The organism is Lysobacter antibioticus HS124 (assembly GCF_000336385.2).
In the GTDB taxonomy this organism is placed as follows: domain Bacteria; phylum Pseudomonadota; class Gammaproteobacteria; order Xanthomonadales; family Xanthomonadaceae; genus Lysobacter; species Lysobacter firmicutimachus.
This window is the reverse complement of record NZ_HG424452.1, coordinates 73,107-89,905: the sequence shown is the minus strand read 5'-3', so window position 1 is coordinate 89,905 and position 16,799 is coordinate 73,107. Positions and strand designations below refer to the sequence as shown.

Below are 16,799 nucleotides of genomic sequence, written 5' to 3'. Positions count from 1 at the left end.
TCGCGAGCCTGCATGAAAAGCAAAAGCGCCGTCTTACCGGGCTTCGGCTACGGCGCTTGCGTGCACCGCTGCGGTTGGTCGCGGCTCACGCCGCTCCTACAGGAGCCCGTGCGTTCGCGGCGACGGCCTCAATGCCGGGTCGAATTCTCCGGCCCGACCGACGTGTGCTTCTCGACCATGTTCGCCAGCAAGCCCTCGCCGCGATCGGCGTCGAACAGCGCTTCCAGCTCTTTGCGCGCGTCGCGCGCAGTCTGCAGGATCGCGTCCTCGTCGTCGTGGACCAGATACTGGGCATTGAGCATGCGTTCGTCGAGTTCGCGGAAACGTTCGACGTGGTCGCGCGCCGTCTCCGGCGGCACGCCCAGTTCGACCAGCACGTCCTCGCCGAGCTTGAGGCTGGAATAGAACGTCTCGCGCATCGGTTCTGCGCCCAGGTCCATCAATTCCCAGGCGTGGCGACGGTCGCGCGCGCGGGCGAACACCTTGGCCTTGGGATACAGGCGGCGGATGGTGCGCACGGTGCGGATGCCGGATTCGCGATCGTCGATCGCGATCACGAACACCTTGACCTGGGCCGCGCCGGCCGAGCGCAGCAGCTCCGGCCGCGCCGGGTCGCCGTAGTAGATCATGGTGCCGAAGCGGCGCATGAAGTCGACCTGGTCGGCGCTGTTCTCGATCGCGATGAACGGCGTGCGATGCGCGACCAGCAAGCGGGCGATGATCTGGCCGAAGCGGCCCATGCCGGCCAGCAGCACCTGCGGATGATGGTCGGGGATCTCGTCGTAGGGGCGCTTTTCCTTCGCCGTCGGCGCCGCGTCGAGCATGCGCTGGGCGGCGATCATCAGCAGCGGGGTCAGCGCCATCGACACGCCGACCGCGGCGATCAGGCGGTCGCGGGTCGGGTCGTCCAGCAGCCGCGCCTTGACCGCTTCGTTGAACACGATGAAGGCGAACTCGCCGCCCAGCGACATCACCGTGGCGAGCTGGAACGCGCCGCGCTTGTCCAGGCCGCCGGCGCTGATGCCGACCCCGAACAGCAGGATGAACTTCACCGATAGCAAGGCGAACACGATCGCGGCGATGGTGACCGGCTCGGCCAGCACCCGCTGCAGGTCGATGCTCATGCCCACGGCCATGAAGAACAGGCCCAGCAGCAGGCCCTTGAACGGCTCGATCTGCGATTCCAGCTCGTGGCGGAATTCCGAATCGGCCAGCAGCACGCCGGCCAGGAACGCGCCCAGGCCGGCGGACAGGCCGGCGATCTGCATGATCCAGGCCGAGCCGAGCACGGTCAGCAGCGCCGCGCCGGTGAACACTTCCGGCATGCGGGTGCGGGCGACGACCCGGAACACCTGGCGCAGCAGCACGCGGCCGCCGAACACCACCGCCGCGATCGCGCCCAGCGCCTTGGCCACCGCGATCCAGTTCAGCCCCTCCACCGCCGCGGCCTTGCCGAGCAGCGGAATCGCCGCCAGCAGCGGAATCGCGGCCAGATCCTGGAACAGCAGGATCGCGAACGCGAGCCGGCCGTAATCGGTGGCCAGGCTCTTGCGCTCGGACAGCAACTGCAGGCAGACCGCGGTCGAGGACAAGGCCAGGCCCAGGCCGATCACCGTCGCCGCCTTCCAGCCCACCGGCACGTCGGCCAGCGGCGCACCGAACAGGGCCAACGCGCCCAGTGCGATGCCGCTGAGCAGCACTTGCAGGCCGCCCGCGCCGAACACCGGCTTGCGCATCACCCGCAGGCGCGCCGGCGACAGTTCCAGGCCGATCACGAACAGCATCATGACCACGCCGATTTCCGAGGCGCCCAGCACCGGTTCGGCGTCGCGGATCACCTTGACCCCGTAGGGGCCCAGCACCACGCCCGCGGCGAGATAGCCCAACACCGCGCCGAGGCCGAATTTGCGGAACACCGGCACCGCCACCACCGCGGCCAGCAGGAACAACAACGCGAGTTCGAGACCGCCACCGTGCATGAGCACCTCCGGCTGGGATTATGACGCGATGCGCCGGGCTGCGGCGGTGCGGCGCGCATCGTGCGAGTGAACGCAGTGTCGCGCCGGCGGATGACGCCGGGGCTCTGCTATGGATGCCGGCAAGCGCGATTTCAACCTGCGGATGCCGCGTCGCGCGCGTGCGTCCCGAGTGACGGCGGCCGCGGCGACGCGTGCGCGGCGGCGCAAATCGTGCTCGCGCCAGGCATTGCCTCTGGCCCGTCGCGGGCTGCGCGACAGGCGGGGCGGACAATGACGGACGCCAGGCCGGCCGCGTCCGAACCGGTCCGCAACGGCGTCGATTCGTCGTCATCCGTCGTCGTCCACAAGGAGGTTGTCATGAAGGGATTGATCGTTGTGTTGGCGGCGCTGCTGTGCAGCGCCTGTGCTCCGACCCTGGTCGATGGCTGGCCCGGCAGCGAGCTCGCGGCGGCGGCGGGCAACGCCCGGGAGGCGGCCGTCGCTGCTGCGCCCGTGCCCGCGTCGGTGTCGGTGCCGGGGACGCCGCGGCCGGCACGAGGCTGAGTCGCCGCGGCCGGCATGCGGGGTGCGAACCGCGGCCCGCATCGGGCCGCGTCCGCCTGCGTCGAGGGCGCAGCGCCGCAATGCCTGAATACGCTGCGGCACGAAGCAGGCCGCCGCAAAACCGGCCGCAGCGCCCGGTTCCGATTGTCACCATTCGGTAGCGAATTGCCCCAGCGCCGGGACGGGGGCATCATGCGGGTCCGCCCGCGGCCGTGCCGCCGGCGCGACAGGGGGGTCATGACGACTTCGTAACGGGGACAAGGAGCCAGTGCAATGAATGCAGCAGTCGATTCGATCTCGGCGGGGAACCGAGCCCAAACCACCACTGCGGCCCTGCGGCGCTACGCCGGCCAGGGCAGCGCGCAGGAGCGCGCCCAGGACTACACCGTGTTGCTGCCGGCCGACGACGAGTGGTCGCGCGACAGCGTGCTGCGCGCCGTCGTCGCCGACGCGTTGCAGCGCAACGGCCAGGTAGTCGACGAAGATACGTTGGAAGCGACCGTGGCCCAGGTCGGCGGCCCCGGCGGCGCGCTGGCCCAGCTCGCGCCGGCCTGGAAACTGCATCCGGGCGAAACCCGCGCCGACGGCCGCGTCGCGCCGCCGTTCCACGGCTATGCGCTGGACGTGCCGGCGACGCTGCAGGATTCGATGGTCGACTACGCCAAGCGCTGGTCGGCGCAGCGCGATGCCGGCCCGCAGGCGCCGGTCGACGCGCCCTTGAACGAACTGCGCCAGCTGGCCCGCAACGGCGGCCGCGGCGACGTCGCCGACACGCTCGATGCGATCGACGGCGCGATCAAGGCCGGCACCGCCGCGCGCGCCTCCGGCCAGCCGATCGACGCCGCGGCGATGAGCGCGCTGATGGAGTTCGCCCACCGCACCGGGCGCGAGCGCCAGGCGGCCAAGATTCTCGAACGCTACACCGCGATCAAGGACGTCGGCCACGACGTGCGCGACCTCGGCCAGAACGCCGGCCGCGTGTTCAACGGCCGCGATCCGGTCAGCGGCCGTCCGCTGGACACCGACCAGCGCGTCGACGCCGCGTTCGACATGCTCAGCGGCGGCTTCAAGCTCGCCGGCAGCGTGGGCAACACCGCGGTGCTGCTCGGCGCGCGCAACGCCGGCCTGGTCGGCAGCCTGATCGGCATCGCGCCGGTGGGCATGGCCATCGTCGCCTTCGCCGCCGGCGCGTTCGAGTTGATCAAGCGCGCCCGCGAGGCCTTGCTGGCGCCGCGTTGGGACGAGTTCCGCGAGCGCTTCCCGTTCGCTCAGGGCATGGAGCCCAAGCGCGCGATCAGCGCGGTGATGCGCCAGATCGAGGGCATGCCGACCGATGCCGGCAACGCTTTGTCGACCGCGACGCGCATTCTCGACGGCGTCGGCCAGAACCCGGAAACGCGCGAGCGCTTCCTGTCCTTCCTCAAGCAGAAGGTGCCGGAGTCGTTGGTCGACGCGCTGGCCTCGGGGCAGGGGCTGGAGAAACTCAGCGCGCAGCAGCAGATGCTGCTGGCGCAGGCGGCGAAGAATTCGTCCAAGGAGTTCTTCGATCTCGAGCTCAAGGACGTCAAGCGCTATGTCGCCGACCGCGACGGCCAGCGCGAGCGCGGCACCTACCTGTTGCCGCCGGAACTGCGCGAGGCCGCCAACCACAACGGCAACCGCGTCGGCGGCGGGTTCGACGAGGGATTGCGCGTGGCCGGCATCCTCAGCAGCGGCGCGCACGCGATGAACGGGCTGTACAAGGAACTGCTCGGCAAGGTCCAGGGCGGCGAGCTCAACCGCGACCTCGGCCGGCTCGGCGAGCAGCAGCAGAAGAACCTCGCCGCAGCGCTGATTCCGGCGATGCGCGACGGCGGCCTGAGCCAGATCGATCACTTGCTGGCGAGCAAGGACGGCAGCCGGCTGTTCGCGGTGCAGGGCGACCCGCAGTCGCCGAGCCGGCGCATGGTCGCGATCGACGTGTCCGCGGCGGCCCACCAGAGCGTGGAAGCCAGCAGCCTGCTGGTCGCGCGGCAGATGGCGACGATGGAAACGCAGAACCCGCAGACGCAGTTGGCGGGCGGCCGCGGGCTGTAAGCGATCGGTCCGGCGCGGCCCGGGCCGCGCCGGACTTCGTGGTCGCAGCTGCAGTAGCGCGCCGTCGCCAGGGTAGGAGCGGCGCGAGCCGCGACCGCGATGTCGCAGGCGGCGGTGCGGCCCGCAAAGCGCGGCGTATCGCCCCACAAACGAAAAACGCCCCGCGATGCGGGGCGTTTTCTTGTCGCTGCGAGGCGGCGCGTCAGCGCTTCATCGAGCTGAAGAACTCGTCGTTGGACTTGGTGTTCTTCATCTTGTCGAGCAGGAATTCCATCGCGCCGATCTCGTCCATGCCGTGCAGCAGCTTGCGCAGGATCCAGATCTTCTGCAGCAGCTCCGGCTCGATCAGCAGGTCTTCGCGGCGGGTGCCCGAGCGGTTGATGTTGATCGCCGGGTAGACGCGCTTTTCGGCGATGCGGCGGTCCAGGTGCACTTCGCTGTTGCCGGTGCCCTTGAACTCTTCGTAGATCACCTCGTCCATCTTGCTGCCGGTGTCGATCAGCGCGGTGGCGATGATGGTCAGCGAGCCGCCTTCTTCCACGTTGCGCGCGGCGCCGAAGAAGCGCTTCGGGCGGTGCAGGGCGTTGGCGTCGACGCCGCCGGTGAGCACCTTGCCCGAGGACGGCACCACGTTGTTGTAGGCGCGGGCCAGGCGGGTGATCGAGTCGAGCAGGATCACCACGTCCTTCTTGTGTTCGACCAGGCGCTTGGCGCGCTCGATCACCATTTCCGCGACCTGCACGTGGCGCGCGGCCGGTTCGTCGAAGGTCGAGGAGACCACTTCGCCGCGCACGGTGCGCTGCATTTCGGTCACTTCTTCCGGACGCTCGTCGACCAGCAGCACGATCAGGTGCACGTCGGGGTGGTTATGGGTGATCGCGGTCGCGACCTGCTGCATCAGCATGGTCTTGCCGGCCTTGGGCGGCGAGACGATCAGGGCGCGCTGGCCCTTGCCCTGCGGCGCCATCAGGTCGAGGATGCGGCCGGTGATGTCCTCGGTCGAGCCGTCGCCGCGCTCGAGCTTGAACTTGCGGCGCGGGAACAGCGGGGTCAGGTTTTCGAACAGGACCTTGTTCTTCGACGCTTCCAGCGGTTCGCCGTTGATGCTGTCGACCACCGAGAGGGCGAAATAGCGTTCGCCGTCCTTGGGGAAGCGGATGCGGCCGGACAAGTGGTCGCCGGTGCGCAGGTTGAAGCGGCGGATCTGGCTGGGCGAGATATAGGTGTCGTCCGGGCCGGCCAGGTAGCTGGCCTCGGCCGCGCGCAGGAAGCCGAAGCCGTCGGGCAGGATCTCCAGCACGCCGTCTGCGGCGACGCCTTCGCCGTGGCGGGTCAGCACCTTGAGCAGGGCGAAGATCACGTCCTGCTTGCGGGCGCGGGCGACGCCGTCGGTGATGCTCAGCTGTTCGGCGATCTCCAGCAGGCGCGGCGCGGGCATGCGCTTGAGGTCGCCCAGCGAATATTGCGGGAAGCCCTCCGGAACCTGCGGGTGCGGGCGGGGAACGAAGTTCTCGCCGTTGTCGGCGTAGTCGTCGCCGCCGCCGCCGCGCTGCTGCGGGCGGTTGTTGCGATCGCGGTCGCGGTCGCGGCGGTTGCGGAAGCGGTCGCGGCGGTTGCCGCGGTTGTTGTCGAAGCCGCCTTCGCGCTGGCCCTGGGCCTGCTGCGATTGCGGGTTGCCGCCGCCTTCGTTGCCCTGCTGCGGCGCGGCGCTCTCGGCGCCGGAAGCGGCGGCCGGTGCGGACTCGCTGGCGCTGGGGGCCGGGGCGGGCTTGGGAGGCGCCGCTTCGACGGGAGCGGGCGCGGGAATCAGAGGGCTGGCGTCGCCGACCACGGCCGGAGCGGCTTCGGCGGCTTTGCTGGCGCGCGGCTTGCGCACGCGCTTTTCGGCGGTATCGCCAGCGTCGGGGGTCTTATCGGACAAGCGGAGGTTCCTCGCTAAGCGGCGAGCGCTCGCGTAGAGGCGAGCGGGACGTCAGGGACGTAGGTGGATAGATGGGTATGTCAGACGGGGTGCGGCGCGGGGACGCGAAGTCCGACGCCGGGTACAGCGAAACTAGCACTGCCGCTGCGTGGCGGCAAGCTTCCCGAGCGATGCCGTTCACCTTGCCGGGCAAGGCCCGGAGCGGCTCGCGCCCGCGGCGGGGCAGGGGCGCGAGACCGGGGCGCGTCAGAGCGCCTTGTCGATCATCTGGCTCAGCTGGGCCTTGCCGACCGCGCCGATCTGGGTGGCCTGGACCTGGCCGTCCTTGAACAGCAGCAGCATCGGGATCGAGCGCACGTGGTACTTCATCGCCGTGGTGCGGTTGTGGTCCACGTTGACCTTGGCGATCTTGACCTTGCCGTCGTAGACCTCAGCCAGTTCGTCCAGGGCCGGAGCGATCATCTTGCACGGACCGCACCATTCGGCCCAGAAATCGACCAGGACGGGTTCGGACGACTGCAGCACGGCGGCGTCGAAGTCGGAATCGCCGACATGCAGAATTTTTTCGCTCACGGGGGTCTCCTGCGGATACTGGACCGTACGGTACAGGTGAATCTTGAATGGAACACCCGGAAGGTCATGCCGGGTGGGGGCTTACGTTAAACTGGGGCGTTTCGCGGCACCTTCAAGGGCTGCGCCACGGCCCCATCGAGCCCGCCACGGAGTCCAAACTCGGGCGCCGGCTCGGCCCCGGCAGTCTGCTTCGCCGACGCCACCCACGCAAGCGACACCCTACGGCGCCCGAACGGCGCGGACTTCTGAAACGCATGAGCGACAAGCCTTTAACCGACGTAACATTTTCCTCCTTCGATCTGCACCCGAGCCTGCTGGCCGGCCTGGAGGGCGCCGGGTTCTCGCGCTGCACGCCGATCCAGGCCCTGACCCTGCCGATCGCCCTGACCGGGCGCGACGTCGCCGGCCAGGCCCAGACCGGCACCGGCAAGACCCTGGCCTTCCTGGTGGCGGTGATGAACCGCCTGCTGACCCGCCCGGCCCTGGCCGAGCGCAAGCCGGAAGACCCGCGCGCGCTGATCCTGGCCCCGACCCGCGAGCTGGCGATCCAGATCCACAAGGACGCGGTCAAGTTTGGTTCCGATCTCGGCCTGAAGTTCGCCCTGGTCTACGGCGGCGTCGACTACGACAAGCAGCGCGAGCTGCTGCAGAAGGGCGCCGATGTCATCATCGCCACCCCGGGCCGGCTGATCGACTACGTCAAGCAGCACAAAGTGGTGTCGCTGCACGCCTGCGAAATGTGCGTGCTCGACGAAGCCGATCGGATGTTCGACCTGGGCTTCATCAAGGACATCCGCTTCCTGCTGCGGCGCATGCCGATCCGCACCGAGCGCCAGACCCTGCTGTTCTCGGCGACCCTGAGCCACCGCGTTCTGGAGCTCGCCTACGAGCACATGAACGAGCCGGAGAAGGTGGTCGTCGAGACCGAGTTCATCACCGCCGCCAAGGTCCGGCAGAAGGTCTATTTCCCGGCCGACGACGAGAAGATCCCGCTGCTGCTGGGCCTGCTGTCGCGCAGCGAAGGCGCGCGCACCATGGTGTTCGTCAATACCAAGGCATGGGTGGAGCGGGTCGCGCGCGCGCTGGAACGCGGCGGCTACCGGGTCGGCGTGCTGTCCGGCGACGTGCCGCAGAAGAAGCGCGAGTCGCTGCTGAACAAGTTCCAGAAGGGCCAGCTCGAGATCCTGGTCGCCACCGACGTGGCGGCGCGCGGCCTGCACATCGACGGCGTCAGCCACGTCTACAACTACGACCTGCCGTTCGACGCCGAGGACTACGTCCACCGCATCGGCCGCACCGCGCGCCTGGGCGCCGAGGGCGACGCGATCAGCTTCGCCTGCGAGCGCTATGCGATGAGCCTGCCGGACATCGAGGCCTACATCGAGCAGAAGCTGCCGACCGCTCCGGTCGACGCCGAGCTGCTGGTCGCGCTGCCGCGCGCGCCGCGCGAAGTGCCGGCCGGCGAGGACGGCGAAGAGAACGAAAGCATCGGCGCGATCTTCAAGGAGGCGCGCGAGCAGCGCGCCGCCGACGAGCAGCGCCGCGGCGGCGGTCGCAGCCGCAGCGGTTCGGGCTCGGGTTCAGGCTCGGGCCGCGGCGGCCGCAGCGAAGGCCGCCGGGACGGCGCGCCGCGCCGCGAGCGTCCGCGCAGCGAGGACGGCGCTGCCGTCGCCGCGGACGGCGAAGCCGCTGCGCCGCGTCCGCCGCGCGCACCGCGTGCGGAAGCCGCTGCCGCGTCCGCCGCGCCGGCCGGCGAAGGCGAGCGTGCGCCGCGCAAGCGTCGCCGCCGTCGCGGCGGTCGCCGCATCGAAGGCGCCGAGGGCGCTGCCGCCCCGGCCGCCGCCGCACCGGCGCAGGGGCAGGCGCCGAAGGCCGCGCCGGCGTCCGCCGCGAAGCCGACCGTTGCCGCCCCGGCCGCCTCGGCCGAGGCCAAGCCCTCGCTGCTCGGCCGCATCGGCCGCAAGCTCAAGTCGCTGGTCGCGCGTCCGCCGCGCAGCCAGCACTGACGCGCTCCGGCGGCCGGCGCTCGCGCCGGCCGCCGTCGTCCTGCCCGTCCGGGTCTGCGCGTGCGCAGGCCCGGTGCGCCGTCCTCGGTCAGCTGGCCGCGCGGGCCTGGCCCGCACCTCCATCGCCTCTCCCCATCCCCTGCGAAACGGCGGCCCGCAGGCCGCGCGGCGCGCTCACTGGGTGCGGCTGAGGTACACCGACCAGGTGTTGGCCGCGGTTTCCACCAACTGGAACACGTCCAGGTCGCCGTCGATGTCGATGTCCAGCGACTGATACTGGTTGCCGTAGTTCGGCGAGGCCGGCCAACCGACGCCGAACGCGCCGCCGGCATACGGCCAGGCGCTGAACACGCCGCCGGAACCGGGTTCGAAATGGCCGCGACGGCCGCTGCCGCCGGCGTTGCACCAGATCGTCATGCGCCAGTTCGGCGGCGCGCTGCCGAACGAGGGGAAGACGATGAAGCGCGCGTTGCCGTAGCCGCTGGAACCGGCCGGGCAGACCAGGGTGCCGATGTTGAGCGGCGGATCGTATTGCTCGGCGCGGGCGTCTTGGGCATGCAGGCCGAGCGCGAACAGGCCGGCGAGCGCCAGCGAGGCGGGAAGAGTGCGCATGTCGGGTGCTCCTAGGTCGTGGACAGGGGCGGTCCGCCGCCGCCGGGAATCGGCGCGGCGCGTGATGTCGGACGTAGGCAGCGTTGCAAGAGGGCTAGCGTGCGCCGGCCGCGCGCCGCGGCGGCACGCGCCGGTGCGGCGGAACGGTGGCCTGCGGTCGCGCGAGCCGTGCCGGCCTGAACGGTCGGTCTGTGTCGTCGAGCACGTCGGCGATGCCGCGCCGACCGCAGCGCGAACATAGGCCAAACCCGGATGCCGAAACGTGATGAAGCCGGCGATTCGCTCTGCGATACTTCCGCCATGACCGTCCTGCGCTTCGACAACGTCAGCAAACGCTACGACAGCGGCCACGAGGCCCTCAGCGAAGTCAGCTTCGAGGTGGCGCCCGGCGAGATGCTGTTCGTGACCGGCCACTCCGGCGCCGGCAAGAGCACTTTGCTCAAGCTCATCCACCTCAGCGAGCGCCCCAGCCGCGGCGCGGTGCTGTTCGGCGAACGCAGCCTGCACAAGGTCGGCGGCCGCCGCGTGGCCCTGCACCGGCGCGAGATCGGCGTGGTGTTCCAGGACCACCGCCTGCTCGCCGATCGCAGCGTCGCCGACAACGTCGCCCTGCCGCTGCTGCTGCGCGGCCTGCGCCGGCCCGACATCGGCCGGCGGGTGCGCGCCACGCTGGAGAAAGTCGGCCTGGGCGCGCGCGCCGAAGCGCTGCCGGGCCAGCTCTCGGCCGGCGAGCAGCAACGCGTCGGTATCGCCCGCGCGATCATCGGCGAACCGCGCCTGCTGGTCGCCGACGAGCCCACCGGCAATCTCGATCCGACCCTGTCGGCGGAGATCATGGCCCTGTTCCAGTCGCTGCCCGAACGCGGCACCAGCGTGCTGGTCGCCAGCCACGACCTGGCCCTGGTCAAGCGCATGCGCAAGCGCGTGCTGGTGCTGAACCAGGGCCGCCTGGTCGACGACATCGCGCCCGAGGACCTGGCCGAATGAACGCATTGCCGCAGGACGGCCGCGATCAGCGCGGCCCCGCCCACGATCACGACGACGCCATCGCCGCGGCCGCGCGCTCCGGCTTGGGGCCGTGGTTCGAACACCATCTGCACAGCCTGGTCGCCAGCCTCGGCCGCCTGCTGCGCAAGCCCTGGGCGGCGCTGCTGACCATCGGGGTCATGGCGGTGGCGCTGGCACTGCCGTTGGGGCTGTGGGCGGCGCTGAGCAACATCGAGCGTTTCGCCGGCGACGTGCAGCGTTCGCGCCAGATCAGCCTGTTCCTCAAGCCCGACATCGCGGTCGAGCGCGCCCGCGCGCTGGCCGCGGAGCTGCGCGCGCGTCCCGAGGTCGGCGCGGTCGAGCTGCGCACGCCCGAGCAAGGCCTGGCGGAGCTGCGCGAGAAGAGCGGCCTCGGCGACAGCCTCAGCGCGATCGAAGGCAATCCGCTGCCGAGTCTGCTGCTGGTGACGCCCAAGGGCGACGAACTGGCCCTGGCGCAATCGCTGGGCGAGTTGGCCGAAGCCGATCTGGTCCAGCACGACGCCGGTTGGCGCCAGCGCCTGGACGGTTGGCTGCGCTTCGGCGGCCGCCTGGCCTGGATGCTGGCGATCGGGCTGGGCCTGGGCGCGCTGCTGGTGGTCGGCAACACCGTGCGCCTGGACATCCAGTCGCGGCGCGAGGAGATCGGTGTGCTGCAATTGCTCGGCGCCACCGACGGTTTCATCCGCCGACCGTTCCTGTACCTGGGCGCGTGCTACGGCCTGGCCGCCGGTGCGGTCGCATTGGCCTTGCTGACCGTGGCCGACCGCAGCCTGCGCGAACCGCTGGGCGCGCTCGCCGCCAGCTACGGCAGCCGCTTCGTGCTGGAGGGCTTCGGCCCGCTGCAGGCGCTGGCGATCCTGGCCGGTTCGGCCGCGCTGGGCTGGTTCGGCGCCGGCCTGGTGACCGGACACCACCTGCGCCAGGCCCGCGCCGGCCGCGGCTGAGCCGGGCGGCCGCGCCGCCGCGGGCGCCCGCGTGCCGATCGCCAGCCTGATGCGCAAGACTCGGAATCTGCGACCGCTTGCGCCTAGAATCGGGGTTCCCCCGCCTGCGCGCCGCGCATCGGCGCCCGCCGGCGCCGGACGCGCGTCGCCGACCCGGTAATCATCGATCGCCATGCAAAGCCAGAATCTGCGACATTTCGACAGCGCCGCGCCGCGGGTGATGGTGGTCGACGGCTCCAAGCTGGTGCGCAAGCTGATCGCCGACGTGCTGCTGCGCGAGCTGCCCAACCTGCGCCTGGTCCAGTGCGGCAACATCATCGAGGCCAAGCTCGCGCTCGATCACGGCGAGGTCGACCTGGTCACCACCGCCCTGGTGCTGCCCGATGGCGACGGCATCGCCCTGGCGCGGGCGGTGCGCGAGGCCGCCGGCCAGGCCTACGTGCCGGTGATCGTGGTCTCCAGCGATGCCCAGTCGCATCTGGAGGCGCGCCGTTTCACCGAAGACGTCACCGACTATTTCGACAAGTCGCTGGGCCCGGCCGCGCTGGCCGCGTTCATCCGCGGCTACGTGCAGCCGCAGCCGATTCCCGGCGCGCGCGTACTCTACGTCGAGGACAGCCGGGTGGTGGCGGTGGCGACCAAGCGCATGCTCGAACGTCATTCGCTGCAGGTGCTGCACTTCATCGGCGTGGAAGAGGCGCTGGAGCACCTGGAGGCGCACCGCGCCAGCGGCCGCGACGGCGGCGACGCCGGCGCCGACCTGGTGCTGACCGACGTCTACCTGAAGGGCGAGCTCGGCGGCAAGGACCTGCTGGCGCGGCTGCGCGGCGATTTCGGCTACGGCAAGCGCCGCCTGCCGGTGCTGGTGATGACCGGCGACGCCAACCGCGACAACCAGAGCGAGTTGCTGCGCGCCGGCGCCAACGATCTGGTGCTCAAGCCGATCGAAGAGCGCCTGCTGGTGACCAAGACCTTGTTCCAGCTGCGCCTGTCGCGGCTGTCCGAGCCCAGCGCGACGGTGGTGCCGGCATGAGCGACGGCGATCGCGACATCAAGCTCGATCCGTCGTGGAAGGCGCGGGTCGGCGATTGGTTCGGGCGCGAGGACATGCAGTCGTTGTCGCGCTTCCTGCGCGAGCGCAAGGCCGCCGGCGCGCGGATCTTCCCGCCCGGGCCGCAGATCTTCTCCGCGTTCGACGCCACGCCGTTCGAGCAGGTCAAGGTGGTGATTCTCGGCCAGGACCCGTACCACGGTTACGGCCAGGCGCACGGGTTGTGCTTCTCGGTGCAACCGGGCGTGCCGGTGCCGCCGTCGCTGGACAACATCTTCAAGGAAATCCAGCGCGACCTCGGCATCGCTCGGCCCGATCACGGCTGCCTGCTGCCGTGGGCACGGCGCGGCGTGCTGCTGCTCAATGCGGTGCTGACGGTCGAGGAAGGCCGCGCTGGCGCGCACCAGGGCAAGGGCTGGGAAGGCTTCACCGACCACGTCGTCGACGTGCTCAACCGCGAGCGCGAGGGCCTGGTGTTCCTGCTCTGGGGCAGCTACGCCCAGGCCAAGGGCAAGGTCATCGACCCGCGCCGCCACCGCGTGCTCAAGGCGCCGCATCCCTCGCCCTTGTCGGCGCATCGCGGCTTCATCGGCTGCGGCCATTTCTCCGCCGCCAACGAATACCTGTCGCGCCAGGGGCAGGCGCCGATCGACTGGACCCTGCCGCCGCGCGAGCAGTTGTAGCCGCGCCTCCTGTAGCAGCGGTGTGCGCCGCGACGACCGCCGCGGTGTGCGCGAGCGTTGCGACCGAAGCCCGGGTGGACGAGCTCTGCGCCTGCAGGTTCGATCGGCTCCGGGGCTGCACGCGTTGTCGCGCCGCTTCGGCTGTCGCGGCGCACACCGCTCCTACAGGGGGCGCTACGCGAAGTAGGCGTGCAGGGCGGCGCCGGCTTCGCGCAGCGCGGCGTTGGCGCCGGGCGAGGGCAGGATCAGGCGGAAGCTGCAGCCGGGTAACGCCGGCAGGCGCGGCGACTGCGCTACCGCCAGGCCGTCGCCGATCGCCGAGGCGTTGAGGCAGCCGACGCCGAGCCCGGCGCGCAGCGCCGCCTGCAGGCCGGCCACGCCGCTGGCCTGATGGGCGAGGCGGCAGGCGCTGCGGTGCTTGCGCAGCCGCTCCACTGCCAGCCGATGCAGGGCGCAGTCCGGCGGCAGCAACACCAGCGGCAACTCCTCTTCGGCGCGCAGGTCCAGCCCGGCAGCGGCGACCCAGGCCAGCGCTTCGCGTCGCAGCGGCGCGCCCGCGCCGGCGGCGCGCGTCGCCGTGCTTTCCACCTGCATGATCAGGGCTACGTCGTAAGCGCCCTCGGCATGGCCGCGCGCGATCGCCGCGCTGGTGCCCAGCGCGACCTGCAGGCGCAGTTGCGGGCAGTGCCGGGCGAGGTGGCGCAGCAGCCCGGCGATCTCGTCGGGCCGGTAGTAATCGCTGATGCCCAGGCGCAAGTCGGTGCGGCGCAGTTCGCGGCGCACGTCGTGCAGGGCCAGTTCGCCCAGCGCGAGCAGCTGCCGCGCATGCGCGAGCAGGCGCTGGCCGGCGGCGGTGGGCGCGACGCCCTGGCGCGAGCGCAGCAGCAAGACGGCGCCGGCGGCGCGTTCGAGCTTCTGCAATTGCTCGCTGATCGCCGACTGCGAGCGGAACACCTGCGCCGCGCCGGCCGAAATGCTGCCGGCGTCGGCGACCGCGACGAAGGCCTTGAGCTGGTCCAGGTCGAACGATGCCAAGGCGCGTCTCCAGCTATCGGATTGGCCGATGGATACCCTTCAATATTCCCGCTTTTCCGATGGACGGCGCAAGCCTACTCTGCAAGGGCATTCCCGGACCGAGTCATGCCGGCCCGCCCCGACGCCCCATCACGGAACCCCGCTCATGCCGCACATCGCCCTGCAGATTTCCGCCGCGCCCGACGCCGAGCTGGCGCGCGCCGCCGCCGCCCTGGTCGCCGACCTCACCGTCGAGGTGTTGGGCAAACCGCGCGAACTGGTCGCGGTCGCGATCCAGTTCGTCGACCGCAACCATTGGTTCATCGACGGGCGCAGCCTGGCCGAACACCAGCGCCGCGCCTATCACCTGGACATCAGCGTCACCGACGAGACCAACACCAAGGCCGAGAAGGCGCGCTATCTGCAACGCATGCATGCGGCGCTGTCGGACTTGCTCGGCGACGCGCACGACACGTCCTATGTTCACATCATCGATGCGCGCGCCGCCGCCTACGGCTACGGCGGCCTGAGCCAGGAACAGCGCTACCAGGCCGCGCGCCAGCGCGCGGAAGGCTGATTCGCCTAGGCTGCCGCCGCCTGCGCGCGCAGCCAGTCGCGCAGCGCGGTCACTTCCGCGCGCGGCGCGCCTTGCGGATAGACCAGCCAATGCGGGTAGCCGTCCAGCGCGAGCTCGGGGGCGAACGGCTGCACCAGGGTGCCGGCGGCGAGATCGTCGGCGACCAGGGCCAGGCTCAACAGGGCCACGCCGTGGCCGGCGATGGCCGCCTGGATGGCATGGCTCTCGTCGGTGAAGCGCAGGCCCGCATCGACCTCCAGGCCGTCGACGCCGGCCAGCGCGCACCAGTTGCGCCAGGTCGGCGTGTCGGCGGTGGGGTGGCGCCATTCCGAATGCAGCAGCGCCTGCTCGCGCAGGTCCTGCGGCCGGCGCAGGCCGAGGCGTGGGTTGCACACCGGCGCGAAGCGGTTCTCGATCAGGCGTTCGGCGATCAGGCCGGGGTAGGGGCCGCGGCCGTAACGGATCGCCGCGTCGGCGACGCCGGCGGCGAGGTCGACCGGGTCGTCGGAGGCGTGCAGGCGCAGGTCCAGTTGCGGCTGCACGGCGCGAAACGAGGCCACCCGCGGCACCAGCCATTTGGCGGTGAACGACAGCGTGGCCGACAAAGTCAGCGCGCGCCGCCGGCGCCGCGCCGCGATCGCCGCGACCGCCTCGGCGAAGGCGTCGAAGCCGTCGCGCAGCACCGGATACAGCCGGGCGGCCTCGGCGGTCAGCGCAACCCGGCGGGTCTGGCGTTCGAACAGGCGCACGCCCAGTTGCTCTTCCAGCAAGCGGATCTGATGGCTGATCGCGGTCGGGGTCACCGACAACTCGTCGGCGGCGCGCTTGAAGCTGGCCAGCCGGGCGGCGGCTTCGAACGCGCGCAGGGCGCCGAGCGGGGGCAGTCGAGGGCGGCTCATGGATGAGAAAATCTAATCCGTTCGCTGAGAAATCGGAGTTTGTCGTCTCTTTCCGGCAGATACAACATGGCTCGGAAGCCGGGTGCCGCGCCAGCGAGCGCTAACCGGGCTCATCCATAACTGCCTTCGAGACCGCCCCCATGACCCGCCTGCTGCACCTGGATTCCAGCGCCCGTTCCGACAGTTCCGAACGCAGCCGCTACGGCTCGCACAGCCGCCGCCTGAGCGAGCGCTTCGTGCGCCGCTGGCGCGAACGCCGACCCGACGACGAGGTCGTCTACCGCGATGTCGGCACCGCGCCGCCGTCGCCGGTCACCGGGGCCTGGATCCATGCCGCCTTCACCCCGCACGGGCAGCGCCTGCCGTGGATGCACGAGACCCTGGCCGAGAGCGATGCCCTGGTCGACGAGCTGATCGCCGCCGACGTGATCGTCGCCGGCGTGCCGATGTACAACTTCGGCATGCCGGCGCAGTTCAAGGCCTGGATCGACAACGTGGTGCGGGTCGGCCGCACCTTCGGCTTCGATCGCCAGCGCCAGGGTGAGCCGTACTGGCCGATGCTGGCCGGCGCCGGCAAGAGCCTGGTGTTGCTGAGTTCGCGCGGCGACGTCGGCTACGGCGCCGGCGAGCGGTTGGAAGCGATCAACCACGTCGAACCCGGCGTGCTGACGCCGATGCGCTACATCGGCATCGTCGACCACCACGGCGCGGCGATCGAGTACGACGAATTCGGCGGCGAAGGGCTGCGCCTGTCGATCGAGCGCGCCGAGGCCGAGGTCGATGTCCTGGTCGAACGCCTGATCCGCCAGCACGCGCCGGCCGCCGCGGCCTGAGTCCGGGCTCGAAACGCGCGACCGCTGCGACGCGTTTGAAGGGCGGCGGGCTTGGCGTT

At 70.9% G+C, this 16,799-nt stretch carries 15 protein-coding genes; 9 read left to right on the top strand and 6 right to left on the bottom strand.

Features of this window, described 5'->3' with window-relative positions:
- Positions 1-128 precede the first annotated feature (128 nt).
- Complete coding sequence (locus TX83_RS03560) at positions 129-1,979, bottom strand: monovalent cation:proton antiporter-2 (CPA2) family protein (protein ID WP_064746552.1); 1,851 nt, start codon at positions 1,977-1,979, stop codon at positions 129-131.
- Positions 1,980-2,336: 357 nt separating this feature from the next.
- On the opposite strand from TX83_RS03560, the gene TX83_RS03555 reads away from it, so the two are divergent.
- Together TX83_RS03555 and TX83_RS03550 are read left to right on the top strand one after the other, a co-directional pair.
- Positions 2,337-2,522, top strand: a complete 186-nt coding sequence (locus TX83_RS03555) for a hypothetical protein (protein ID WP_141233340.1) — start codon at positions 2,337-2,339, stop codon at positions 2,520-2,522.
- A 273-nt stretch (positions 2,523-2,795) separates the two neighbouring features.
- Entirely contained in the window at positions 2,796-4,598 is a 1,803-nt protein-coding gene (locus TX83_RS03550) for an XVIPCD domain-containing protein (RefSeq protein ID WP_064746550.1), read from the top strand.
- 202 nt (positions 4,599-4,800) lie between these two features.
- Here TX83_RS03550 and rho read toward each other — a convergent pair whose 3' ends face one another.
- Together rho and trxA are read right to left on the bottom strand one after the other, a co-directional pair.
- The gene (gene rho, locus TX83_RS03545) at positions 4,801-6,519 is read right to left on the bottom strand and encodes a transcription termination factor Rho (RefSeq protein WP_064746549.1); all 1,719 of its coding nucleotides are present in this window, start codon (positions 6,517-6,519) and stop codon (positions 4,801-4,803) included.
- A 246-nt stretch (positions 6,520-6,765) separates the two neighbouring features.
- The gene (gene trxA, locus TX83_RS03540; RefSeq protein ID WP_064746548.1) at positions 6,766-7,092 is read right to left on the bottom strand and encodes a thioredoxin TrxA; all 327 of its coding nucleotides are present in this window, start codon (positions 7,090-7,092) and stop codon (positions 6,766-6,768) included.
- A gap of 254 nt (positions 7,093-7,346) precedes the next feature.
- On the opposite strand from trxA, the gene rhlB reads away from it, so the two are divergent.
- Positions 7,347-9,098, top strand: a complete 1,752-nt coding sequence (gene rhlB, locus TX83_RS03535; protein WP_064746547.1) for an ATP-dependent RNA helicase RhlB — start codon at positions 7,347-7,349, stop codon at positions 9,096-9,098.
- A gap of 174 nt (positions 9,099-9,272) precedes the next feature.
- Here the strand turns inward: rhlB and TX83_RS03530 are convergent, their stop codons facing one another.
- Complete coding sequence (locus tag TX83_RS03530) at positions 9,273-9,710, bottom strand: hypothetical protein (protein WP_064746546.1); 438 nt, start codon at positions 9,708-9,710, stop codon at positions 9,273-9,275.
- A gap of 300 nt (positions 9,711-10,010) precedes the next feature.
- On the opposite strand from TX83_RS03530, the gene ftsE reads away from it, so the two are divergent.
- The 4 genes from ftsE (at position 10,011) to ung (ending at position 13,417) form a co-directional block, all read left to right on the top strand.
- Positions 10,011-10,697, top strand: coding sequence for a cell division ATP-binding protein FtsE (gene ftsE / locus TX83_RS03525; RefSeq protein ID WP_064746545.1), 687 nt, complete (start codon positions 10,011-10,013; stop codon positions 10,695-10,697).
- On the top strand, positions 10,694-11,683 hold the full coding sequence (gene ftsX, locus TX83_RS03520) for a permease-like cell division protein FtsX (RefSeq protein ID WP_079248022.1): 990 nt from the start codon (positions 10,694-10,696) through the stop codon (positions 11,681-11,683). The genes ftsE and ftsX overlap by 4 nt, the downstream gene beginning before the upstream one ends.
- A 172-nt stretch (positions 11,684-11,855) precedes the next feature.
- On the top strand, positions 11,856-12,716 hold the full coding sequence (locus tag TX83_RS03515; RefSeq protein ID WP_064746544.1) for a response regulator: 861 nt from the start codon (positions 11,856-11,858) through the stop codon (positions 12,714-12,716).
- Positions 12,713-13,417, top strand: coding sequence for a uracil-DNA glycosylase (gene ung, locus TX83_RS03510; RefSeq protein ID WP_064746543.1), 705 nt, complete (start codon positions 12,713-12,715; stop codon positions 13,415-13,417). The genes TX83_RS03515 and ung overlap by 4 nt, the downstream gene beginning before the upstream one ends.
- Positions 13,418-13,591: 174 nt before the next feature.
- On the opposite strand, the gene TX83_RS03505 is transcribed toward ung, so the two are convergent.
- On the bottom strand, positions 13,592-14,452 hold the full coding sequence (locus TX83_RS03505; protein ID WP_064746542.1) for a LysR family transcriptional regulator: 861 nt from the start codon (positions 14,450-14,452) through the stop codon (positions 13,592-13,594).
- 145 nt (positions 14,453-14,597) lie between these two features.
- Between TX83_RS03505 and TX83_RS03500 the strand changes: the two genes are divergently transcribed.
- Positions 14,598-15,008: a tautomerase family protein gene (locus TX83_RS03500; protein ID WP_064746541.1), complete on the top strand. Its 411-nt coding sequence runs from the start codon at positions 14,598-14,600 to the stop codon at positions 15,006-15,008.
- Positions 15,009-15,013: 5 nt separating this feature from the next.
- On the opposite strand, the gene gcvA is transcribed toward TX83_RS03500, so the two are convergent.
- Positions 15,014-15,907 (bottom strand): transcriptional regulator GcvA, encoded by an 894-nt coding sequence (gcvA, locus tag TX83_RS03495; RefSeq protein WP_064746540.1) that lies wholly within the window; start codon positions 15,905-15,907, stop codon positions 15,014-15,016.
- 140 nt (positions 15,908-16,047) lie between these two features.
- Here gcvA and TX83_RS03490 point away from each other — a divergent pair, with 140 nt between their 5' ends.
- Positions 16,048-16,740, top strand: a complete 693-nt coding sequence (locus tag TX83_RS03490) for an FMN-dependent NADH-azoreductase (protein WP_064746539.1) — start codon at positions 16,048-16,050, stop codon at positions 16,738-16,740.
- Positions 16,741-16,799: the final 59 nt, after the last annotated feature.